The sequence below is a fragment of the Streptomyces sp. NPDC043680 genome (assembly GCF_056436685.1).
Genome location: NZ_JBWKCE010000003.1, coordinates 602,309 through 622,633, shown reverse-complemented (window position 1 = coordinate 622,633; position 20,325 = coordinate 602,309). Strand labels below are relative to the sequence as shown.

Annotated in this window: 25 protein-coding genes and 1 pseudogene; 11 read left to right on the top strand and 15 right to left on the bottom strand. The window is 72.9% G+C overall.

Annotated features, from left to right (window positions below; genetic code table 11):
• Nucleotides 1-41: 41 nt before the first annotated feature.
• A complete protein-coding gene (locus tag AC0666_RS09455; RefSeq protein ID WP_468965508.1) occupies nucleotides 42-1,031 on the bottom strand; it encodes an SAM-dependent methyltransferase in 990 nt (329 codons plus the stop codon).
• A gap of 107 nt (nucleotides 1,032-1,138) precedes the next feature.
• Here AC0666_RS09455 and AC0666_RS09450 point away from each other — a divergent pair, with 107 nt between their 5' ends.
• Both AC0666_RS09450 and AC0666_RS09445 read left to right on the top strand, forming a co-directional pair.
• Nucleotides 1,139-2,341 carry a sensor histidine kinase gene (locus tag AC0666_RS09450; RefSeq protein ID WP_468965509.1) on the top strand — a complete coding sequence of 401 codons (1,203 nt, stop codon included), beginning with the start codon at nucleotides 1,139-1,141 and terminating at the stop codon, nucleotides 2,339-2,341.
• Between the two features lie 17 nt (nucleotides 2,342-2,358).
• Nucleotides 2,359-3,036 (top strand): response regulator, encoded by a 678-nt coding sequence (locus AC0666_RS09445; protein WP_468965510.1) that lies wholly within the window; start codon nucleotides 2,359-2,361, stop codon nucleotides 3,034-3,036.
• A gap of 14 nt (nucleotides 3,037-3,050) precedes the next feature.
• Here the strand turns inward: AC0666_RS09445 and AC0666_RS09440 are convergent, their stop codons facing one another.
• The 5 genes from AC0666_RS09440 to AC0666_RS09420 form a co-directional block, all read right to left on the bottom strand.
• Nucleotides 3,051-3,656, bottom strand: coding sequence for an alkaline shock response membrane anchor protein AmaP (locus AC0666_RS09440; protein WP_478707348.1), 606 nt, complete (start codon nucleotides 3,654-3,656; stop codon nucleotides 3,051-3,053).
• 28 nt (nucleotides 3,657-3,684) lie between these two features.
• Entirely contained in the window at nucleotides 3,685-4,368 is a 684-nt protein-coding gene (locus AC0666_RS09435) for a DUF6286 domain-containing protein (RefSeq protein ID WP_468965512.1), read from the bottom strand.
• 36 nt (nucleotides 4,369-4,404) lie between these two features.
• Nucleotides 4,405-4,809 carry an Asp23/Gls24 family envelope stress response protein gene (locus AC0666_RS09430; RefSeq protein ID WP_468584089.1) on the bottom strand — a complete coding sequence of 135 codons (405 nt, stop codon included), beginning with the start codon at nucleotides 4,807-4,809 and terminating at the stop codon, nucleotides 4,405-4,407.
• Nucleotides 4,806-4,985: a hypothetical protein gene (locus AC0666_RS09425; RefSeq protein ID WP_361712031.1), complete on the bottom strand. Its 180-nt coding sequence runs from the start codon at nucleotides 4,983-4,985 to the stop codon at nucleotides 4,806-4,808. Before AC0666_RS09425 ends, AC0666_RS09430 begins: the two co-directional genes overlap by 4 nt.
• 75 nt (nucleotides 4,986-5,060) lie before the next feature.
• Nucleotides 5,061-5,543, bottom strand: a complete 483-nt coding sequence (locus AC0666_RS09420; protein WP_468965514.1) for an Asp23/Gls24 family envelope stress response protein — start codon at nucleotides 5,541-5,543, stop codon at nucleotides 5,061-5,063.
• Nucleotides 5,544-5,721: 178 nt separating this feature from the next.
• Here AC0666_RS09420 and AC0666_RS09415 point away from each other — a divergent pair, with 178 nt between their 5' ends.
• Genes AC0666_RS09415 through AC0666_RS09405 form a run of 3 tightly spaced genes read left to right on the top strand, consistent with a single transcriptional unit; the run spans nucleotide 5,722 to nucleotide 7,402 of the window.
• Nucleotides 5,722-6,369 carry an RNA polymerase sigma factor gene (locus AC0666_RS09415; RefSeq protein WP_468965516.1) on the top strand — a complete coding sequence of 216 codons (648 nt, stop codon included), beginning with the start codon at nucleotides 5,722-5,724 and terminating at the stop codon, nucleotides 6,367-6,369.
• On the top strand, nucleotides 6,360-7,040 hold the full coding sequence (locus AC0666_RS09410; protein WP_478707347.1) for a hypothetical protein: 681 nt from the start codon (nucleotides 6,360-6,362) through the stop codon (nucleotides 7,038-7,040). The genes AC0666_RS09415 and AC0666_RS09410 overlap by 10 nt, the downstream gene beginning before the upstream one ends.
• Nucleotides 7,037-7,402 carry an Asp23/Gls24 family envelope stress response protein gene (locus AC0666_RS09405; protein WP_468965519.1) on the top strand — a complete coding sequence of 122 codons (366 nt, stop codon included), beginning with the start codon at nucleotides 7,037-7,039 and terminating at the stop codon, nucleotides 7,400-7,402. The genes AC0666_RS09410 and AC0666_RS09405 overlap by 4 nt, the downstream gene beginning before the upstream one ends.
• Before the next feature lie 199 nt (nucleotides 7,403-7,601).
• Here AC0666_RS09405 and AC0666_RS09400 read toward each other — a convergent pair.
• The 3 genes and pseudogenes from AC0666_RS09400 to AC0666_RS09390 all read right to left on the bottom strand — a co-directional run.
• Nucleotides 7,602-7,991: pseudogene (locus AC0666_RS09400) on the bottom strand (DnaJ family domain-containing protein); the annotation flags it as partial.
• Between the two features lie 83 nt (nucleotides 7,992-8,074).
• On the bottom strand, nucleotides 8,075-9,430 hold the full coding sequence (locus tag AC0666_RS09395; RefSeq protein ID WP_468965522.1) for a PH domain-containing protein: 1,356 nt from the start codon (nucleotides 9,428-9,430) through the stop codon (nucleotides 8,075-8,077).
• Nucleotides 9,427-9,918, bottom strand: coding sequence for a PH domain-containing protein (locus AC0666_RS09390; protein WP_468965524.1), 492 nt, complete (start codon nucleotides 9,916-9,918; stop codon nucleotides 9,427-9,429). The genes AC0666_RS09395 and AC0666_RS09390 overlap by 4 nt, the downstream gene beginning before the upstream one ends.
• Nucleotides 9,919-9,949: 31 nt before the next feature.
• Between AC0666_RS09390 and AC0666_RS09385 the strand changes: the two genes are divergently transcribed.
• The 4 genes from AC0666_RS09385 to AC0666_RS09370 all read left to right on the top strand — a co-directional run bounded on the left by AC0666_RS09385 (nucleotide 9,950) and on the right by AC0666_RS09370 (nucleotide 12,729).
• The gene (locus AC0666_RS09385; protein ID WP_468584077.1) at nucleotides 9,950-11,092 is read left to right on the top strand and encodes an NADH-quinone oxidoreductase subunit D; all 1,143 of its coding nucleotides are present in this window, start codon (nucleotides 9,950-9,952) and stop codon (nucleotides 11,090-11,092) included.
• 47 nt (nucleotides 11,093-11,139) lie between these two features.
• Nucleotides 11,140-12,012: an arylamine N-acetyltransferase family protein gene (locus AC0666_RS09380; protein WP_468965526.1), complete on the top strand. Its 873-nt coding sequence runs from the start codon at nucleotides 11,140-11,142 to the stop codon at nucleotides 12,010-12,012.
• A gap of 90 nt (nucleotides 12,013-12,102) precedes the next feature.
• Complete coding sequence (locus AC0666_RS09375; protein ID WP_468584074.1) at nucleotides 12,103-12,318, top strand: hypothetical protein; 216 nt, start codon at nucleotides 12,103-12,105, stop codon at nucleotides 12,316-12,318.
• 75 nt (nucleotides 12,319-12,393) lie between these two features.
• Nucleotides 12,394-12,729: a hypothetical protein gene (locus tag AC0666_RS09370; protein WP_478707346.1), complete on the top strand. Its 336-nt coding sequence runs from the start codon at nucleotides 12,394-12,396 to the stop codon at nucleotides 12,727-12,729.
• Here AC0666_RS09370 and AC0666_RS09365 read toward each other — a convergent pair.
• On the bottom strand, nucleotides 12,720-13,604 hold the full coding sequence (locus AC0666_RS09365) for an NAD(P)-dependent oxidoreductase (protein WP_478707345.1): 885 nt from the start codon (nucleotides 13,602-13,604) through the stop codon (nucleotides 12,720-12,722). The genes AC0666_RS09370 and AC0666_RS09365 overlap by 10 nt on opposite strands.
• Nucleotides 13,605-13,749: 145 nt before the next feature.
• Between AC0666_RS09365 and AC0666_RS09360 the strand changes: the two genes are divergently transcribed.
• Nucleotides 13,750-14,352: a TetR/AcrR family transcriptional regulator gene (locus AC0666_RS09360; RefSeq protein WP_468965532.1), complete on the top strand. Its 603-nt coding sequence runs from the start codon at nucleotides 13,750-13,752 to the stop codon at nucleotides 14,350-14,352.
• A 12-nt stretch (nucleotides 14,353-14,364) separates the two neighbouring features.
• Here AC0666_RS09360 and AC0666_RS09355 read toward each other — a convergent pair whose 3' ends face one another.
• From AC0666_RS09355 to AC0666_RS09340, 4 genes are all read right to left on the bottom strand, one after another.
• Nucleotides 14,365-15,303 carry a hypothetical protein gene (locus AC0666_RS09355; protein ID WP_468965534.1) on the bottom strand — a complete coding sequence of 313 codons (939 nt, stop codon included), beginning with the start codon at nucleotides 15,301-15,303 and terminating at the stop codon, nucleotides 14,365-14,367.
• Nucleotides 15,304-15,404: 101 nt separating this feature from the next.
• On the bottom strand, nucleotides 15,405-16,391 hold the full coding sequence (locus tag AC0666_RS09350; RefSeq protein WP_478707344.1) for an ABC transporter substrate-binding protein: 987 nt from the start codon (nucleotides 16,389-16,391) through the stop codon (nucleotides 15,405-15,407).
• Between the two features lie 65 nt (nucleotides 16,392-16,456).
• Nucleotides 16,457-17,122 carry an ABC transporter permease gene (locus AC0666_RS09345; protein ID WP_478707343.1) on the bottom strand — a complete coding sequence of 222 codons (666 nt, stop codon included), beginning with the start codon at nucleotides 17,120-17,122 and terminating at the stop codon, nucleotides 16,457-16,459.
• Nucleotides 17,123-17,126: 4 nt separating this feature from the next.
• Entirely contained in the window at nucleotides 17,127-17,813 is a 687-nt protein-coding gene (locus AC0666_RS09340; RefSeq protein WP_468584064.1) for an ABC transporter permease, read from the bottom strand.
• Nucleotides 17,814-17,966: 153 nt separating this feature from the next.
• Here AC0666_RS09340 and AC0666_RS09335 point away from each other — a divergent pair, with 153 nt between their 5' ends.
• Nucleotides 17,967-18,947, top strand: coding sequence for an ABC transporter ATP-binding protein (locus tag AC0666_RS09335; RefSeq protein WP_468965541.1), 981 nt, complete (start codon nucleotides 17,967-17,969; stop codon nucleotides 18,945-18,947).
• 131 nt (nucleotides 18,948-19,078) lie between these two features.
• On the opposite strand, the gene AC0666_RS09330 is transcribed toward AC0666_RS09335, so the two are convergent.
• Nucleotides 19,079-20,188, bottom strand: coding sequence for an alpha/beta hydrolase (locus AC0666_RS09330; RefSeq protein ID WP_468965543.1), 1,110 nt, complete (start codon nucleotides 20,186-20,188; stop codon nucleotides 19,079-19,081).
• Between the last annotated feature and the right edge of the window lie 137 nt (nucleotides 20,189-20,325).

Genomic DNA, 20,325 nt, shown 5'->3' with positions numbered 1-20,325 from the left:
CCGGGTCGGTCCGGGCCCGCCGCGGCCAGGGCCGGTCCGGCTCAGCCCGGCCAGGGCGCGACGCCGACCGGCTGGACGAGCCACAGGAAGTCCCCCAGCCCGCCGCGCGCGGTGAGTTCCGCCGCCTCCCCCGCGGAGGCGAGCGCACGGACGTACCCCGCCGGATCGGAGGAGGCCAGGGCCAGCGGCGGCCGGGCCCCGGAAACACCGAGGAGGCCCAGCGCCTCCCGCTGGCTCAGCAGCGCCGACCCCGGCCCCCCGCACGCGTCCAGCGCCACGTGCGCGGTGACGTCGCAGCTCCCGTCGGGCACCGGCCGCACCTCCCGGCCCCCGCGGAACCCGGTCAGCGTGCCGTAGGGAGGCCGGGCCCCGCGGGTGTGGGCGTAGTCCACGGCCACCGCCAGCCCCGCCTCCAGGGTCGCGACGGCCGCCGCCCAGGCCTCGTCGCGCGGCCTGCCGATCTCCGCGCGCCCCGCGGGCCAGGCGTCCGGCCACCACCGCTCCAGCCAGACCCGGTCCGGGCCGTCCACCACCGGGCCCGGGGTCTCCGTACCGTCCTGGGCGACGAGCACGTAGCGCCCGTCCTGCGCGACGTCCACGGGTACGTTGTCCAACCACTCGTTCGCGAACAGCAGGCCCCTCGTCCCCTCGGGCGGCGCCGGCACCCATTGGATCCGCGGGTCCAGGCCCTCCGGCCGCCCGGCGCGCTCCACCGCGTACGGGCGCACCCGCTGCGCGACCTGCGCGGGCAGCGCGGCCAGCACCCCGGCCAGCAGCTCCCCCCGCCCGGCGCCGACATCGACCAGGTCCAGGTCCCCGGGGTGGCCGAGCTCGGCGTCCACCCACCGCAGCAGCCGGGCCACGGCCCCCGCGTACAGGGCGGAGGCGTGCACGGAGGTGCGGAAGTGCCCGGCGGGGCCCGCCCCGCCGGGGCGTACGTAGAAGCCGTCCGGACCGTAGAGCGCCCGCTCCGTCGCCGTGCGCCAGCGGACGGGCTCCGCCCCTTCACCCCGAGTGCTCTGCATGCTCATCCCCCAGAGGCTAAGGGCGCCCTCCACCTTGCGGAGTACACCCCCGTCCCGAGGTTCGCACCTGTGGTTGACTCCGGCACCCATCTGCGTTGCCTACGCTGGGTTACGTGCAGCGCCTCTACGACTTCCTCCGCAGACACCCGACGGGCGTCGACAGCTTCTGGGCTGTCCTCCTCGTCGGGATCGCGATGCTGGAGGTCGCCGAGCCCGGCCCCGCGGGCGCCGCGACCCGCATGGTCGCCGTGCCCTCCGTGCTGGCGATGGGCGCCGTCGTCGCCCTGCGCCGCAAGTGGACCGTGCCCATGTTCTGGCTGGCCGTCGGCACCGGTGTCTACCAGCTGCTGACCGGCAGCGACGTGCACGCCGGCGACTTCGGGATGCTGGTGGCCCTGTACACGGTCGCCGCCTCGGCCGAGGTCTCGCGCCGGTTCTCCCGTACGGCCTTCGCCATCGGGCTGACCGCCTCCCCGCTGTACGCCCTGCGCTTCCACGTGGACAAGGGCGGCACCACCGACAACGTCTTCTTCACCCTGTTCGCCATCGTCCCCTTCGCCCTCGCCTGGGTGCTCGGCGACTCCCTGCGCACCCGGCGCGCGTACTACGCACAGCTCGTCGAGCGGAACCAGCGCCTGGAGAAGGAGCGCGAGGCCCAGGCCAAGGTCGCCGTGGCAGCCGAGCGGGCCCGGATCGCCCGCGAGCTGCACGACGTCGTCGCGCACAACGTCTCGGTGATGGTGGTGCAGGCGGACGGCGCGGCCTACGTGATGGACGTGGCGCCGGACCAGGCCAAGGAGGCCCTGGAGACCATCTCCGGCACCGGCCGCCAGGCGCTGGCCGAGATGCGCCGCCTCCTGGGCGTGCTGCGGACCGGCGAGCCGCAGGAGTCCGAGGACTACGTGCCGCAGCCGGACGTCGAGCAGATCGAGGTCCTCGTCGAGCAGGTACGGGCGGCGGGCCTCCCGGTGGACTTCGAGGTCGAGGGCGCCCCGCGGCGGCTGCCCAGCGGCGTCGAGCTCACCGCGTACCGGATCGTCCAGGAGGCGCTGACGAACACCCGCAAGCACGGCGGCCCCGAAGCGAAGGCCAGCGTGCGGCTGGTCTACTTCGACGACGGGCTCGGCCTGCTGGTCGAGGACGACGGCCGGGGCGCGGCCCACGAGCTGTACGAGGACGGCGGCGCGGACGGCGCCGGGCACGGGCTGATCGGCATGCGGGAACGGATCGGTATGGTCGGCGGAACCCTGGACGCGGGCCCCCGCCCGGGCGGAGGCTTCCGGATCAGCGCCCTGCTCCCGCTCAAGAAGAAATGACGAGGTCGAGGTAACTGATGTCCATCCGAGTGATGCTGGTCGACGACCAAGTGCTGCTGCGCACGGGCTTCCGGATGGTGCTCGCCGCCCAGCCGGACATGGAGGTCGTCGCCGAGGCCGGTGACGGCCTGGAGGCGTTGGAGGTGCTGCGTGCCACGAAGGTGGACGTGGTGCTGATGGACGTGCGGATGCCGAAGCTGGACGGGGTGGAGGCGACGCGGCGGATCTGCGAGCGGCCCGAGCACCCCAAGGTGATCATCCTGACCACCTTCGACCTGGACGAGTACGCCTTCTCGGGCCTGAAGGCGGGTGCGAGCGGCTTCATGCTGAAGGACGTTCCGCCGGCGGAGCTGCTGGCCGCGATCCGCTCGGTGCACAGCGGAGACGCGGTGGTGGCGCCGTCCACGACCCGGCGCCTGCTGGACCGGTTCGCCCCGCTGCTGCCGACCGGCACGCAGGAGCCGCAGAACAAGGAGATCGAGCGGCTGACGGAGCGCGAGCGGGAGGTCATGCTGCTGGTCGCCCAGGGCCTGTCGAACGGCGAGATCGCGGGCCGCCTGGTGCTGTCCGAGGCCACGGTCAAGACGCACGTGGGCCGGATCCTGACGAAGCTCAACCTGCGCGACCGGGTCCAGGTCGTGGTCCTCGCCTACGAAACGGGCCTGGTCCGCGCCGGCGGCGGCGCCACCGGCTAGGTGCCTCTGCTCCGCTATTCGGCACGGTGCGTTTTGTGCGGGGCGACCTGCAGGCGTGCCCGGGCGGAAAGGCGGGCCCGGCCGGTGGACCGCCGTGCGCGTTCCAGAGGACCGTCGCACAGTTCCTGCAGAACGGCGCCGGGCTCGCTGTCGGGGGTGAGGACGAGGTCGATGTGTGCGGTCGGGTGGTCGGCGCGGCCGGTCATCCGCACCCGTGCGTGCTGCACGCCGGCCTGGTGACCGACATCGGCGGCGAGGGCGTCGGCCAGGGCGTGCTCGCGCAGTTCCACCCCGTCCGCCGCAGGTGTTCCTCCGACGGGTACGGGGCCGGGGTGCGTGCGGCGTAGCTGCGCCAACAGCCACCACAGTGCGAGCAGCACGACGACGGCCAGGACGGCGATCACCACGGGCCACCACCAGCTCTCGTCCGTCCAGCGGGTGCGGTCCGCCGCCTTGAGCAACACGGCGTGCGGGGTACTCACCGGCCAACCGTCGGGGGGCCGCAGGTTCCACCGCCGGTACACGTCGAAGCCACCCGCCAACATCAGCAGACCCGCGACGGACAGGACGAGGCCCGTCACGGCCAGCAGGACCCGGTTGACTGCGGATTTCCTCTTCATGGGATCCGTCTCCTGTTCTCCCCGCGAGTCACTTGCGGCGGCTGCGTACCCGGACGGTGAGCCGTGGCGGGCGGGCCAGGGCGAGCCGGTCGCGTTGCTCGCGCAGCGCGTCCAGCAGATCGGCCCTGACATCGGCTTCGGGACGGAAGCGGACCTCCGCACGCGCCGTGACGCGCTTTCGGCCGACCCGGATCCTGGCGGCACCGACGCCGGGGACGCGCATGGCGGCATCGCGCAGTACGAGAGCGGCGGCCCGGCGGTCCAGCCCGGCCTCTACCTGGTCATCGTGCGTGGTGAGGGGCAGCTGACGACGCAGGCCGGGGCTCAGTGCCAGGATGATCAGCCAGAGGCCGACGACGGTGAGGACGGCCGCTCCCGTGCGGATCCAGACGTCGTCCAGAGGGCGGGTGGCCAGTTCGTCGGCGAGGCGCGTGCGCCAGGCGGCGGCGGAGTGGCCCGCGCGGACCCTGACGACGTCGTACAGCAGGATCCCGGCCGCCGCTGCGATGACCAGGGCCGTCAACGCGGCAGGTATCCGGCGTGCGGACCACGGGCGGCGCGAGGGACGCGGACCGCCGGCCGCGTCGTTGCCGGACTCGCGCTGCGGGGTGTCGGGAGCCTGCTTGTCCAGCAGGTCCACCGTGGGGGAGGGGCCCTTGCCGGTGGCGGGGGGCGGCTCCCTGTCGGCCGTGGGGTCTTGGTCCCGTGTCATGCCTGCTCTCCTTCCGGGGGGGTTGCCCGGTCCAGCTCACTGCACACGTCTGTGTGCGCGTCCGCCGGAGGGGACCAGGTGCTCGATGGTCAGCGTGACCTCGGTGACCTTCATGCCGGTCAGCTGGGCCACGCGCTCACCGACGTAGTGCTGCACCTGGCGGGCGGTACCGGCGAGATCTGCCGGGTACGGCAGGTCCAAGGCCAGGCCCAGCCGTGCGGATCCGCCGGCGACGGCCACCGAGGCGCGCGGAGCAGCCAGTTCCGTGCGTGTCGCGCCTGCTTGCCCGTGCAGGGCCTCGCGTGCCGCGCGGGCCGCAATGCGGGCCACCACCTTGTCCGGGATGACCGTCGCACCACGCTCGGCCGCCGGTGGCAGCGCCCGTGGGGCGCCGGAGCCGGCGGCTCCCCCGGGCAGGGCGGGGGCGCCCTGCGAGGTCACAGCCGGTCCCGGGACCGCTTGAAGTCGGACATCTCCATGTCGCCCTGCAGCATGAGGCCGACCACCAGGCCCACGGCGCCCAGGACGGCCACGAGCAGGAAGGCCCAGAACCCGCCGAAGAAGGCGGCGAAACCCAAAGCCATTCCGGCCAGCAGGCCCACCATTGCTGCGCTCATCTCACTCACCTGCATCTCACGTCGATCGGTTCGTCCTGCCCGGCCGCGGAACGCGGGCGGGCCGGTGGCGCCACGTCACTGGACGCGGCCCTCGCCCTCCTCGCCTTCCTCCTCCTCGTCGGGCAGGTGAACGTCGTCGACGGCGATGTTCACCTCGACCACTTCCAGGCCGGTCATGCGCTCCACGGCCGTGATGACGTTGGTGCGGACGTCGCCGGACACGTCGACGATGGACACGCCGTACTCCACGACCACGTCCAGGTCCACGGCCGTCTGCCGTTCGCCCACCTCGACCTTCACGCCCCGGCTCACGCTGGAACGCCCTCCCGGAACCTTGTCCCGCACGGCACCCAGGGTGCGGGTCATCCCGGCGCCGAGGCTGTGGATGCCCGGTACCTCACGGGTGGCCATCCCTGCGATCTTCTCGACGACGCTGTCGGCGATGGTGGTCCGCCCCCGCGTCTCGGGCGCGGCGCCGACGCCGCTCTGGCCCTGCAGGGGGTTGCCCGCGCTGTCCGGCCGGCTCTGACCTGAGACGGGGCTGATGCTGTCCGACATGAGGACCTCCTCCAAAGGATGTCCGTGCGGGCGCCGGTGCGGTGCCCTCGAAGGATCAGACACACTGCAGACCAATTCCTCACGTTCCTCACGTTCGTCACGTTCCTCCCGCCGCACGTACCATCGAGGAGTACGTGCGAAGACCGAGACGACGCCTCCGACGGGAAGCGAGCGGCGGATGCACGAGCGGACCGGGTCCCCGACCCCACCAGGCGCGGCAGACCGGCGCCAGGCCGCCGCACAGTCCGTCGCCGATGGCCCGGCCGGCTCGGACGCGTCCGGTGGCGCTCTGTCGGACAAACTGCTGGCCGTCCGGGCTGCGGAAGGGGACGACGACGCGTTCGCCGTCCTGGTCCGCCGCCACAGCCATCGGCTGACAGCCCTCGCGTACCACCTGCTGGGCAACCGGCCGGATGCCCAGGACGCCGTCCAGGACGCCTTCCTCAGCGCTTGGCGACAGCTGCCCGAATTCCGCCATGGCGCCGGGTTCGGCACCTGGATGTACCGCATCGTCACCAACCGCTGTCTCAACGCACTGCGCCGCCGGCCCCCCGCCATCCCCCTGGACTCCGTCCCGGAGCCCCCCGCCACCGACGCAGGCAGCACACCACCCCGCATGGCCGAGAGCGACGCCACGGCGGCCGCACTGACCCAGGCGCTGAGGGGACTCACCCCCGAGCTGCGGACCTGCTGGGTCCTGCGCGAGCTGCACGGCCTGCACTACGACGAAATCGCCCACGTGACGGGCACCAGCGAGCAGACGGTGCGCGGCAGACTCTTCCGTGCACGACGAGCTTTGACGGAGGCGATGCGCCCATGGCGCTAGACGACCCGCACCCCACCTCGGGCGAGGACCCGACGGCCGCACGCACCCGGAGGGCGGACGGCACGCTCTTCCCCGAAGCGGAGCTGCTCGCCGGTGGCGAACTGCTGCCCTGCGGCCGCCCCCTCCTCGACGCCTGGCAACAGGCCCGCAGCCCCGGCGCCACGGCACTCGACGCGCACACCGGCGGCTGCCCCCACTGCCGACAGGCCGTCGAGGGGCTGCGCGCCCTCGACCGGGCCACCGAGTCCCTGCGCGCCAAGGAGCAACCCGACGTACACAGCCTCGCCAACCGGGTCATCAACGCGGTCCGGGCCGAGGTTCGGCTCGGTACGTCGCTGCCGCTGGACGACCCCGACCACAACCTGCGCATCGCCGAAAACGCCGCCGCGAAAGTGCTGCGCCGCGCCGCCGACACCGTGCCCGGCGCCCGCGCAGCCAGCTGCCACCTGAGCCCCACTCCCGACGACACCGCCGTCCATGTCGTCATGACGCTGGCCACCACTCTCGACCGACCAATGCGAGAGCGGGCCGCACACGTACGCCAAGCCGTCCTCCACGCCGCGCACCACGAGCTCGGCCTGGCCGTCACCGGCGTCGACTTGGACATCACCTCCCTGCTGGAGCCCCTCCACGCGCCCTGGGACGACGTACCCGCAGCGAGCAGACGATGACCCCCACCCCCGGCATGGACCTCCGCCAAGCCGCAGCCCGCGCTGCCCTCGACGTTCCCGGTGTGGCAGCCCTCCAGCCCGTCCTGGCCGACCGCCTCGCCGCCGTGGCCTCCCGGGTACGGCACGGCGTGGACGCCGACCCCCATCCCGCCGTGGCCGGAATCCGGGCCGAACGCGTCCCCGAGAGCGGCTGGCATGTGGAAGTGCGGTGCATGGTGCACGACGGCCACCGCGTGGTCGACGTCGCCCGACAGGTATGCGAAGACGTACAGGCCGCCGTCACCGCCCACTTGGTCCGACACGGCTCACCGGCACCCGTCACCGTCCAGGTCATGGTCACCCGCACCCTTTTGACCGCATGAGCATGCCGGGCCAGGCATCCGCCGTCCCGGGCAGCGTCCGCCGGACGTGGCCGGGCTAGGGCCGGTCCTGTCCGGGCTCGGGTCGGTCCTGTCCGGGCCCGGGCCGGTCCTGTCCGGGCCCGGGCCGGTCCTGTCCGGGCTCGGGCCGGTCCTGTCCGGGCTCGGGCCGGTCCTGTCCGGGCTCGGGCCGGCTGCCGGGCCCCGGGCGACGGGCCGCCAGCACCTCTTCGACGTCGAACTCCGCCAGGCCGAGGGGCGGGCCGGGCGGCGGCCTGCGCAGCGCCGCCCGTATCTTCTCGTTGATCTCGGAGAGGATCGCGCGGGCCTCCCGCTCGGAGCGCGCCGCCGAGACCGCCTCCAGGGCGTCCTCGGCCTCCTTGCGGAGCGCGAGCGCGGGCGGCAGGACCGCGAAGCCTTCGCGGTGCATCTTCTCCTTGATCCACCACATCTCGTCGTACGGGGCGTCGAGCGAGGGCAGCGGCTTTCCCAGCCCGGGCAGTTCCGCGAAGTCGCCGCGCTCGGCGGCCTCCCTGATCTGCCGGTCCACCCAGGACTCCACGCTGACACCCGGGGGTTTGCGCTCCGTCACGGTGCCCTCCTCGTCCCTCGCCCTGGCCTGGCCTGCCCTTTGAACGTACTGCCGCGGTCCACGGTTCCGCCCCGGCACCGCACTCACGTCATCCAGCGCTCCGGGCCGGCCGAGGCCCGGGACGTCCGGGAACGCGCCGCCTGGGCGTGCAGCAGCTCGGCGGCGTCGGCCGTCGCCCGCAGGCGGGCGGTGACCGTGGCGTTCGCACCGGTGTCCACGTGCACGTCGGCCACCCCGCACACCCGCTCCCACGGCCCCTGGCTCAGCCGCACGCTCTGCACCTTGGCGTGCGGGACGAGCTCCGTACGGCGGCACAGGCGCCCGCTCCGAGCGGCGAACACGTCGTGGGAGACGGCCACCGCGTAGCCCTTCCACCACACCGGGACCGCCCACCGGGCGCCGGCCGGTGAGGGCGCGAAGCCGAGGGCCGCGAGGTCCACCCCCGGCAGCACCCGGGCGATCACCGCCTGGGCGGCGGCCCGCGTGGCCACCGGGACCAGGACCGTGTTCTTCGAGCCGGCCACGGCCAGCTCCACCCGGACCCAGTTCCGGCGCCGCCACAGCAGCGGTTCCACGATCCGCACGCTCTGCACCCGCCCGGGCGGCACCGTCTCGTGGGCCCGGTCCAGCAGCCCGTGGTCCAGGCGCAGCCCGTCCGGGGACTCGGCGACCCGCCAGTCGTACTCGGCCAGGAAGCGGCCGGCGGTGCCCGCCCAGACCCCGCCCAGGACGGGCAGCAGGGTGCCGAGCGCCACCCAGGGGTTGGCGCTGACCCACCACACGAGGACGGGTGCGGCCAGGCCGACGGGGACCGCCGCCCACACGGAGAGGGTGAGGGCCAGCGAGCCGAGGAGTTCGCGGGGGCGGACGCGGAGCAGTTCGTGCTCCGGGGCCTCGCCCACCGCGGCGGCCCGTTCGGGCGCGAAGCCGGCCGCCCGGGCGAGCAGTTCGGCGCGCAGCGCCACCGCCTCGCGCTCGCCGAGGAAGGCCAGCTCGTCCTTGTCGCCGGTGCCGATGACGTCGAGCCGGAGCTTGGCGACCCCGGCCAGGCGGGCCGCGAGGGGGCGGGTGACGTCGACGGCCTGGATCCGGTCGAGGCGGAGGTGCGCGGTGCGGCGGAAGAGGAGCCCGGTGCGGATGCGCAGCTCGGTGTCGGTCACGGCGTAGTGCGTGAACCACCAGCTCAGGAACCCGTACAGGCCGAAGAGCAGGACCAGTGCGGCCGCGCCCGCGGTCCGCTGGGCGGTGGAGAGGTCCGCGAGCCACTGCGCCGCCCGCTCCCCCTGGTGGCCGGCCACGCCGAGGAGCGCGGCGATCGGCACCCAGGCGCGGCGCAGCGGGGTGAGCACGTGCAGCCGCCGCTCCCCGGCCGCCGCGGAGGCCGCCGCGTCGGCCGAGGCGGGGACGGAGGCGTCGGCGGCCGCGGGGTCGCCGGTCACAGCCCCGCCGACCTTGCCTCGCCGAGCTCCGTCAGCCGGTCCCGCAGCCGCTCCGCCTCGGCGGGCGCCAACCCGGGGATCTTGGCGTCCGTCGCCGCGGCCGCCGTGTGCAGCTGTACGGAGGCCAGGCCGAAGCGGCGCTCCAGCGGGCCCGAGGTGACCTCGACCAGCTGCATCCGCCCGTAGGGGACCACGGTCTGGGTCCGCCACAGCACCCCGCGGCTGATCAGCAGGTCGTCCGCCCGCTCGGCGTAGCGCCAGGACCGCCAGTTGCGGCCGAGCAGCACCCCGCCCCAGGCCCCGACGCCGAGCCAGAGCGCCCCCGCCGCCGCCCATGCGGGGCCGGCCGCCAGGCCCAGTACGACGGCCGTCCCCACGCCGAGCAGGCCCGTCCAGCCCCACAGCAGCAACCGCCGCAGCGCCAGCAGTCCCCCGGGCAGCCCCACCCACTCGGGGCGCCTCGTCTCACCCTCTGTCCCCGTTTCCATGCCCTCACCCTAGGACTGAGACAATGCGGCCATGACGGAGACCACGGTCGGCATCGGCGGTGCGGCGGAGAGCACCGACATGGTGCTCAACATCGGACCGCAGCACCCTTCGACGCACGGCGTGCTGCGCCTGCGCCTCGTCCTGGACGGCGAGCGGATCGTCAGCGCCGAGCCGGTCGTCGGCTACATGCACCGCGGCGCCGAGAAGCTCTTCGAGGCCCGTGACTACCGCCAGATCGTGATGCTCGCGAACCGCCACGACTGGCTCTCCGCGTTCTCGAACGAGCTCGGCGTGGTCATGGCCGTCGAGCGGATGCTCGGCATGGAGGTGCCCGAGCGGGCCGTGTGGATGCGGACCCTGCTCGCCGAGCTGAACCGGGTGCTGAACCACCTGATGTTCCTCGGCTCGTACCCCCTCGAACTGGGTGGGATCACCCCGATCTTCCACGCGTTCCGCGAGCGCGAGGAGCTCCAGGCCGTCATGGAGGAGATCTCCGGCGGCCGGATGCACTACATGTTCAACCGCGTCGGCGGCCTCAAGGAGGACCTGCCGGCCGGCTGGCTCGGCCGGGCCCGCGCCGCGATCGCCGACGTGCGCACCCGCATGGACGTGTACGACAAGCTGGTCCACGGGAACGAGATCTTCCGCGGCCGCACCCGCGGCGTCGGCGTCCTGTCCGCGGAGGCGGTCCACGCGTACGGGGTCTCCGGGCCGATCGCCCGCGCCTCCGGGGTCGACTTCGACCTGCGGCGCGACGAGCCCTACCTCGCCTACGGGGAGCTCCAGGACGTCCTGCAGGTGGTCACGCGCACCGAGGGCGACTGCCTGGCCCGGTTCGAATGCCTGCTGGACCAGACCCACAACTCCCTCGACCTCGCCGTCGCCTGCCTGGACCGGATGGCCGAGCTGCCGCCCGGCCCGATCAACCAGCGCCTGCCGAAGGTGCTGAAGGCGCCCGAGGGGGCCACGTACGCCTGGACCGAGAACCCGCTCGGCATCAACGGCTACTACCTGGTCTCGAAGGGCGACAAGACCCCGTACCGGCTGAAGCTGCGCTCGGCGTCGTACAACAACATCCAGGCCCTGTCGGTGCTGCTGCCCGGCCAGCTGGTCGCGGACATGGTGGCGATCCTGGGGTCGCTGTTCTTCGTCGTCGGAGACATCGACAAGTAATGTGCTCGGGCTGCGGAGTTGTCACACCCACCCCCTAGTCTGCGGGGATGACCCCAGAGATATCCGACGGCTACCTGCGGCGGCTGGGCTTCGCCCGGCCGCCGCGGCCCACCGCCGAGGCGCTGTTCGCGCTCCAGCGCGCGCACCTCGAACGCATCCCGTACGAGAACGTCGACATCCAGCTCGGCCGGCCGCCCGGCATCGACCCCGAGCTGTCGGCGCGCCGCTTCGCCGCCGGGCGCGGCGGGTACTGCTTCCACCTCAACGGTGCCTTCGCGCTGCTGCTCGAAACCCTCGGATACGAGGTGACCCGGCACCTCGGGGGCGTCCTCGGTGCGGGCGACCGGGAGCGGCGCGACGTCAGCGGCGACCATCTCGCGCTGACGGTACGGGTGGAGGGCGAGGAGTTCTTCGTCGACGCCGGGCTGGGCGACGGGCCGTACGAGCCGCTGCCGCTGCGGGCGGGGACGTACCGGCAGGGCGGGTTCACGTACGAGCTGGCCCCGCTGGAGGACGGCGGCGGCGGAGGCGGGGGCGGCTGGCGGTACGTCAACGACGGCGGGCCGTGCCCGGTGGTCAACTTCCGCTCCGCGCCCGCCGTGACGGCCGACTTCGAGGCCGAGCACCTGCGGCTGTCGACCTCCCCGGACTCCGGTTTCGTACGGACCCTCGCGCTGCTGCGGCGTGACGCGAAGGGCATCGACGTGCTGCGGGGGCGCGTGCTGAGCCGGATCGAGCCCGGGGAGGAGAAGAGCGAGCGGGTCCTGGACACGCCGGAGGAGCTCTGGGCGGTCATGGGCGGGCTGTTCGGGCGGGAGCTCGACGATCTGACGCCCGTGGACCGGGCCGCGCTGTGGGCCGCGGCGTGCCGGTCCCACGAGGCGTGGCTGGCCGACCGCGCGGACAGCTCCGTCGGCTGACGCCGGTGCGGGGCGCGGTACCGCCCTGCCGGTGCCGGGACGGGGCGCTGTCCGGCGGCCGATGTCGGTGCGGGGGTGCAGACTGGGGCCATGTCCCACTCCCCCAGACGGGCCTGCCCCGTATGCGGGCGCGACTGCGCCGTGACCGCCGGCCGGATCGCCCGTCACGACCCTCCCGCCGGGCGGGGCCGCGGCGATCTGGTGTCCTGCCCGGGTTCCCGGGCGCGGGTGGTGCTCGGCGCCTCGGCGCCGACCCTGGACGGCTTCGTACTGTCCCCTCTTCCGGGGCAGTTGCCGCTGTTCTGAGCTGAGTACGCGGCTGCGCGGGTCTGAGTACCCGCGCGGATCCGCCGTACCGCCCGCCCCGGACACGATGACGGCATGACCTGGTACCAGCAGCCCGCCGTCCTCGACCCCGCCTCGCCCGAAGCCGTTTCCCGGCGCCGGGGCCGGACCTCGCGGATGACCGCCGCGCTGTTCCCGCCCGCCCTGGTGGCCGCGAAGGTGATGGTGCTGGCCACCGAGCGGGGCACGGCCTGTGTGATGCAGGGCGGCTGCGCCCCCTTCCCCGGTGTGTTCTTCCTGGCCCTGCTCGCCGCCGTGGTGGCCTCGGTCGTGGTGGTGGCGGCCGCGCCGCGCCGCTTCCAGGGGCCGGCGCTGGCCGTTCAGCTGGCGCTGGAGACCGTCGCCGTGCTGATGGTCCTCGCCTACCCCTGAGCCGGGCTCCCCAGCAGCTGGACGAGGCGTGAGCTGCTCTCGCCGCCGAAACCGGCGTCGACCCCGCGCCGGTACAGCTCGGCGTGCGCGGCGAGGATGCCGGCGTCGACGCCCGAGTCGGCGGCGGTGTGCAGGACGTGCTCGACGCTCGCGGCGCACATGGACAGGCGCTGGTCCCGGCCGTCGTGGTCGTCCGCGTCGAGGGCCGCGGCGCTGTGGGTGTAGAAGCCCCGCATGCTGTCGGCCGTGTACCCCGCGTACGGGAGGATGTCGGCCGCCGTCAGCCCGTTGGCGCGGGCGACGGCGACGGCCTGGTACCAGCCGGTGTACGCCGTCCAGAACATGATCATGTTGAGCTGGTAGTAGAGCTGCGCGTATCCGGGGTCCTCGCCCCGGTAGTCGGTGGCGGCGAGGACGTCGAGCGCGTCGCGGTGCTCCGCGTAGGCGCGCCGCGGACCGCTGACGAAGATCGAGGAGCCTTCCTGTCCGATTCCGGCGGGCGGCACGTTGACACCGCCGGTGAGGTAGGAGGCGCCGCGCGCTTCCGCCCACCCGGCGGCCTTGCGCGCCTTGTCCGGGACGTCGGAGGACAGGTTGACCAGGACCCGGCCGTCGAGGTCGGCGCCCGCGAGGACGGTGTACATGGCCTCCACGTCGATGAGGCTGAGGACGGTGAGGGGGCCGGCGGCGACGGCCTCCGCGGCGGAGCGGGCCCGGCGGGCACCGCGTCCGACGAGGTCGACGTCCTTGCCGGCGCTGCGGTTCCAGACCGTGACCTCGTACCCCGCGTCGAGGTAGGCGGCGGCCATGGCCCGGCCCATGGGGCCGAGGCCGATGACGGTGACCGCGGCTTTGGTGCTGCTGCTCTGCTGCATGGCGGAGTTCTCCCCGGATTGGGTGGCGATGGCAGGGGCCTTGGAGGGGCGCTCTGTAGAACGAGCGCTCTATCCAGTGCCCGCGGCGACGGTAGCACGACACTAGAACGAGCGCTCTATCTATTTTCGCGGGTAGGATTCCGCCATGACAGCGACGAAGCCCGAACTGGGGACGCGCGAGCGGCTGGTCCGCACCGCCTCCCGCCTCATGCAGCACGGCGGGTACGAGAACACCCCGGTCAAGCAGCTCGTCCGCGAGGCTGAGGCCACCCTGGGCTCCCTCTACCACTTCTTCCCCGGCGGCAAGCAGGAGCTCGCGGTCGCCGCCCTCCAGTACGGCGACGCCGAGTTCGCGGAGCTGCTGCGGGCCGGACTCGCCGCGCACGCCGACCCGGCACGGGCCCTGGAGGAGGTCACGGGCCTGCTCGCCAACGCCCTGGCCGCCTCGGACTGGCGCGACGGCTGCCCCGTGACGGCGACCGCCCTGGAGACGGTCGGCCGCCTGCCCGACCTCCAGGCCGCCTGCGCCCAGGCCTTCGCCCACTGGCAGGAGTTGGTGGCGGCGAAGCTCCTGGCCTCGGGCTGGCCGGAGCCGGAGGCCCGCGACCTCGCGGTGACCGTCGTGAGCACGCTCGAAGGCGCGGAGATGACCTCGCAGGTCACCCGGAGCCGGACCCCGCTGCTGCTGGCCGGCCGTCACCTGGCCCGGCTGGTGGGCTCGTACGCCCCTGACTCGTACGCCCCCTGAGGGGGACGGGGACTACGAGATGGCGGTGCGCAGCCGCGCGACGTCGATCGGCTCGGTCTCGTCGTGGGCCGTCAGGTCGATGACCTGGCCGGGCGCCTCCTGCTCGGGGGCCGCCCCGGACTCCGGCTCGGCTGGGGCCTGCTCGCTCTCCGCCTTGTGGACCGCGAGGGCCTCGGCGCCGACCACGTCGGCCAGGTCCTCGTTCTGCACCGACTCGATCGCCGCGCGGGCCTGCGCCGCGCTCTTCGTGCCGAAGAAGTCGAAGCCGCCCTCGGTACGGGACGCCGTCCGCCGCGGACCCGCGTACGGGGCGACGGTCGCCGCCTGCCGCCGCGCCGGAACCGCGGATGGCGCGGGAGCGGCAGCCTGCTCCGCCCGTCGGGCCAGCGCCGCCAGCGCCGCGTGGGCACGGGCGTAGCCGACCGAGGTGGGCGCGCCGCCGGACGTGCGCTCCTCGGAGACCGGCGGGAGCTGCTTCGGGGCGGCCGGAGCCGCCGCGGCCTCGATGGCGAGCAGCCGGCGGCCCTCCAGGGCGCTGGCCCGCTCGGTCTCGGCGGTCGCGTACCGCCGCAGCAGCGCGGCGTGCTCGCCCCGCAGCCCGGCCAGTTCGACGCGCTTGGCCCGCAGCTTCGCGTCGAGCTTGGCGCGCAGCATCCGGGCCTCTTCGAGGTCGGATTCGAGCTCGGCTATGCGCTCTTCGGTCTTCCACTCGTCCTTGACCCGCTCCCGGGCCAGTTCCGCGACGCGGCGCCCGGCCGCGCGGTCCCAGGCGCGCATGACGACGGCGCCCGCGACACCCGCGGCGGCCGTGACGGCGACGAGCAGCCGCAGCGCCACTGGCTCCGCCAGCAGCCAGGCCGCTGCCGCGCTCGTGAGGGAGACACCGGCGACCGTCGTCGGCGTGAGCAACCGGTGCAGGGGTTCGGGATTGCGGTGGCGTCCACGGGGCATGGCCTGAAATTTACAGGGCGTGGACGTCGAGTGGGGTAACTGCCCGGCAATCTGTAGCCGGGCAGTTACCTGTCATTTCTCCATCAAACCGGTAGCTACTCCTACTTCAACAGGCCCTTCGCCTTGAGGTAGGCCTTCGCGACGTCCGCCGGCTTTTCCCGCAGGGCGTCCACGCTGTGGTTCAGGTCGACGAGGTCGGCGGTCGTGAGGACCTTGGTCAGCTTGTCGAGCACGGCGGCGACCTGGGGGGACCCGGCGTCCTTGGCGTTGACCACCGGCAGGACGTTGTCGGCGTTCTGCAGCTTCTTGTCGTCCTCCAGCAGCTTCAGGCCGAAGCCGTCGAGGGTGGCGTCCGTGGTCGTGGTGAGCGCCAGCTGGTCGACGCCGTCCTTGACGGCCTGCTTGGCCTGCGGTGTGCCGACGCCCTTCGGGTCGATACCGGAAACGTCGATTCCGTATGTCTTCTTCAACCCCGGGGCGCAGAAGGGCCGTACGGCGCATTCGTCACCGGCCGCGATCTTCACCTTCAATCCCGACTTGCCAAGATCGGAAAGTGTCTTGAGGTTGTTCTTCGCGGCGAATTCGGCCGATACCGCGAAGGCGTTCTGGTCGACCGCCGGCCCGGCCGGCAGCACCTTCAGCCCGAGCGGGGCCGCCAGCTTCTCCAGGCCCGACACGGTCGCCGCCACGTCGCTGGAGGCGACCGGCTTCTCCTCAGGCGCCTTGGGACCGTTCACCTTGGCGTTGAGGAACTCCGCGAGGGTGGCCGCGTACTCCGGGACCACGTCGATCTCGCCCTTCTCCAGCGAGGGCTCGTACAGCTCACGGTTGTTGACCGTGGTGATCGACGTCCTGTAGCCCGCGTCCCGCAGCACCTGCGCGTACAGCTCGGCCAGCACGTTCGACTCGGTGAAGCCGGCCGCGCCGATCACCAGCTTGCCCTTGCCGGATCCGGAGCCGGACTCCGTGGACGCGCTCCCGCCCGCGTCCTTGCTCTTCTCCAGGCTGTCGCCGCCGCACGCGGTCAGCGAGACGGTCAGGGCCACCGCCCCCAGGGCCGCGCCGAGGACGCGCGTGGACTTGCTCATGGTTGCTCCTCCAAGGGAGACGAGATGACAGGGACAGGGGACCGGCGGAGCCGGCCGGGCAGGACTCAGCGCGCCGCCGGACGCGGGAAGAGCCGGTCCGCCGCCACCAGCACGCCCTCCACCAGCAGGGCCAGCGCCGCCACCAGCAGGGCTCCCGCGACGACCTGCGCCGTGTTGTACGTGTTGAAGCCCGCCGTGATGATCCGGCCGAGGCCGCCCTGCCCGACCATCGCCGCGATGGTGGCCGTGGCGATCACCTGGACGGCGCCCGAGCGCAGCCCCGTCATCACCAGACCGCGTGCCAAGGGCAGTTCCACCCGCCAGAACAGCTGGCCGCCGGACAAGCCCATGCCGCGGGCGGCCTCCAGCACCGAGCGGTCCACCTCGCGCATGCCCACGTACGCGTTGGTCAGCAGCGGCGGGACGGCGAACAGCACGAGCGCGACGATCGTCGGCAGGTAGCCCGCGCTGCGCAGCGGCGAGACCATGAACAGCGCCAGCACGGCGAAGACCGGCACGGCCCGCCCGGCATTGGACAGGTTCACCGCGAGGGCGCCGCCCTTGCCGATGTGGCCGAGCCACAGGCCGAGCGGCAGCGCCACCGCACAGGCGAGGCCGAGGGCGATCCCGCTGACGTAGACGTGCTCGCCGAGACGGTGCCACACGCCGTTCTCCCCGGACCAGTTGGCGCCGTTCGCCAGCCAGTCCCAGGCCCCTGACAGCGCACCCATCTCCTCAGGCCCCCTTCGCCGGTCGGGCCGCCCGCGTCCACGGCGTGAGCAGCCGCTGGAGGCCGAGCAGCAGCAGGTCCGCCACCAGGGCGAGCAGCACGCACAGCACCGAGGCGGTGAGCACCTGGGCCTTGAAGGAGCTGTTCACGGCCGGGGCGATCAGGTTGCCCAGGCCGCCCTTGCCCACGATGGAGCCGACGGTCGTCAGCGCCACCGTCGACACGGTGGCGATCCGCACCCCGGCCAGCAAGGCGGGCAGTGCCAGCGGCAGTTCGACCTGCCACAGCAGACGGCCCGGCCCGTACCCCATGCCGCGCGCGGCCTCCCGCACCTCCTCGGGGACGGCTTCCAGACCGGCGATCACATTGCGGACCAGGATGGTCAGCGAATACAGCACCAGGCCGGTCACCACGAGCGCCGCCGACAGCCCGAAGAACGGCAGCAGCAGGGAGAACATGGCCAGCGAGGGGATCGTGTAGAGCAGGGTGGTCAGGCCCAGCACGGGTGCCGCCCAGCGGCGGCCGCGGCGGGCCAGCAGGGCGAGCGGTACGGACACGAGGAGGCCGATCAGCACGGACACGCCCGTGATCCAGACGTGTTGGAGCGTGGCGTCGGTGAGCTCCCGGGACCGGGAGCTGACGTAGTCCCAGCAGATCCAGTCGTTCGCCACCAGGCAGTTCTGCCCGCTCATGCCCCCACCCCCCTGCCGCCGCACGCACGTCTTCCCGTACCGGATGCCCTCACGAGCGACCATAACCCCCGCCGCCCGCCATGGCCGGAATCCTTCGCAGTGGGGCAACACTCCCTTTACAGAACGGCTGTGCCGGTAGGGAAGGATGGCGGTGTGATCCGATTCGAGCACGTGACCAAGCGGTACCCCGACGGGACCACGGCCGTCGAGGACCTGTCCTTCGAGGTGGCGGAGGGCGAGCTGGTCACCCTGGTGGGCCCGTCCGGCTGCGGCAAGACCACCACCATGAAGATGGTCAACCGCCTGATCGAGCCGACCTCCGGCCGGATCCTGCTCGGCGGCGAGGACATCTCCGGCGCCGATCCGGTCGAGCTGCGCCGCAGGATCGGGTACGTCATCCAGCAGGTCGGGCTGTTCCCGCACAAGACGGTGCTGGAGAACACCGCGACCGTGCCGCAGCTCATCGGCACCCCGAAGGCGAAGGCCCGCGCCCGGGCGGCCGAGCTCCTGGAGTTGGTGGGCCTCGACCCCGCGGTGTACGGCAACCGCTACCCCGAGCAGCTGTCCGGCGGCCAGCGCCAGCGCGTCGGGGTGGCGCGCGCGCTCGCCGCCGATCCGCCGGTGCTCCTGATGGACGAGCCGTTCGGGGCGGTGGACCCAGTGGTGCGCGAACGCCTCCAGAACGAGTTCCTCGCGCTCCAGCAGACGGTGCGCAAGACGATCCTGCTGGTCACGCACGACCTGGAGGAGGCCATCCGGCTCGGCGACCGCATCGCCGTCTACGGAGAGGGCACCATCGAGCAGTTCGCCCGCCCGGCCGCAGTGCTGGGCGCGCCGGCCACCCCGTACGTGGCCTCCTTCGTCGGCGCGGACCGCGGGCTCAAGCGGCTCGCGGTCACCCACGTCGAGGCCGCCGACCTGGCGCGGCCCGACGACCGCGTCCCGGGCGCCCCCGGCGCCCAGGCCGCCTCGGTCCCGCTGGGCGCGACGCTGCGCGAGGCCCTGGCGGCGCTGCTGCAGGAGGACTCGGGGCGGATCGGGGTCACCGACCCCGACTCTGGCGCGCTGGTCGGCGTCCTGACCCCGGAGGGCGTGCACCGGGCGCTGCGCCGGGCCCATGTGCAGGACGCCTGAGGCGGGCAGGCCCGGAAGGCACCGGGCAGCGGCCGGCGGCCGGCGGCCGGCGGCCGGCGGCCCCGGAACGACGTGTGACCGGCCTGGTCGGGCCGGTCACGGTCATTCCTGGCGGGCCGTCCCGCCGCGGGTCAGGCCTGGATGCGGTTGCTCAGCCACACCAGCATCGGCGGGATCTCGCGGCGCCAGGTGTTGAAGTTGTGGCCGCCGCTGTCGAGGATGATCGAGGAGACCCGGTCCGGTCCCTTGACCAGCTTGATGAACTTCTTGGTGTCCTCCAGGTTCGGCTCACCGGTCTGGCTGCTCGTCACGAGGAAGGACGTACCGGCCGGCTTCTTGTGCTCCATGCTGTAGAGGACGTCCGCGCGCTTCTTCAACTTGTCGTCGCCCTGGAACAGGTTGCCCGTCGTCGCGTCGTTCGCAGCGTCGTAGTACGCGGACAGGCCCACCCCCGCGCCGAAGGTCTGCGGGTAGTGCGCGGCGATCTTCAGGGCGCAGTAGCCGCCCGTGGAGTTGCCGATGAAGGCCAGGTTCTGGGGCTTCTTGCCGACCCGGAAGGTGTCCTGGATGGCCTGCGGCAGGTCCTGGGCGAAGAAGGTCTCGGTCTGCGGCCCACCCGGTATGTCCACGCACTCGGTGTCACGCGGCGGCGCGACGGTCGGGCGCAGCATGACCAGGATCATCGGCTTCATCTTGCCCGCCTTGGCCTGCTTGAAGGCCGTCATCGGGTAGTTCAGCCCTTTGATCAGGTTCTCGGCGGTGCCCGGGTAACCGGTCAGCACGATGGAGGCCGGGAAGTTCTTGTCCTTGTGCTGCGGCTGGAAGTACTCCGGCGGCAGCCACACGTACCCGGGGCTCGTTATTTTCGACTTCTGGCCGGTTATGGCAACCTTCAGGATCTGTCCGCCCACCTGGGGCTGGGCACCGCCCGGCACGTCGAGCTTCTGCTTGTCGACGACCTTGATGTCCTTGCTGGACAGCGAGTGGTCGACGACCTTGCCGACCGATGTCTGCTGGCCGAACAAGTCGGCCCATGAGCCGTAGAAGGAGAACGACTTGTTCGCCGCCAGACCGACTGCGGAGAACAGCGCCAGCTGGGTCGCGAGCAGGAGGCCGATCCGGCCGAGCAGCGCACGCCAGGTGCGGCCCGAGAGCCGAGGCCAGAACCACACCGTGGCTGCGAACAGCAGCACACCGGCGACGATGGCCAGCGCCAGAACCGTATTACTGGTGAGACCCATGAGCAGTCAGTCGACTTTCTGATGGCAGGACTAGTTTTTCTCGACGGAAGAGTGAACCCGCTCGGCCTCGATGTCGTCCTAGTGGACGCACCACACCCCGGAGGCTGTCGCGGCCTTCGGCCACATGATCTCTCGCG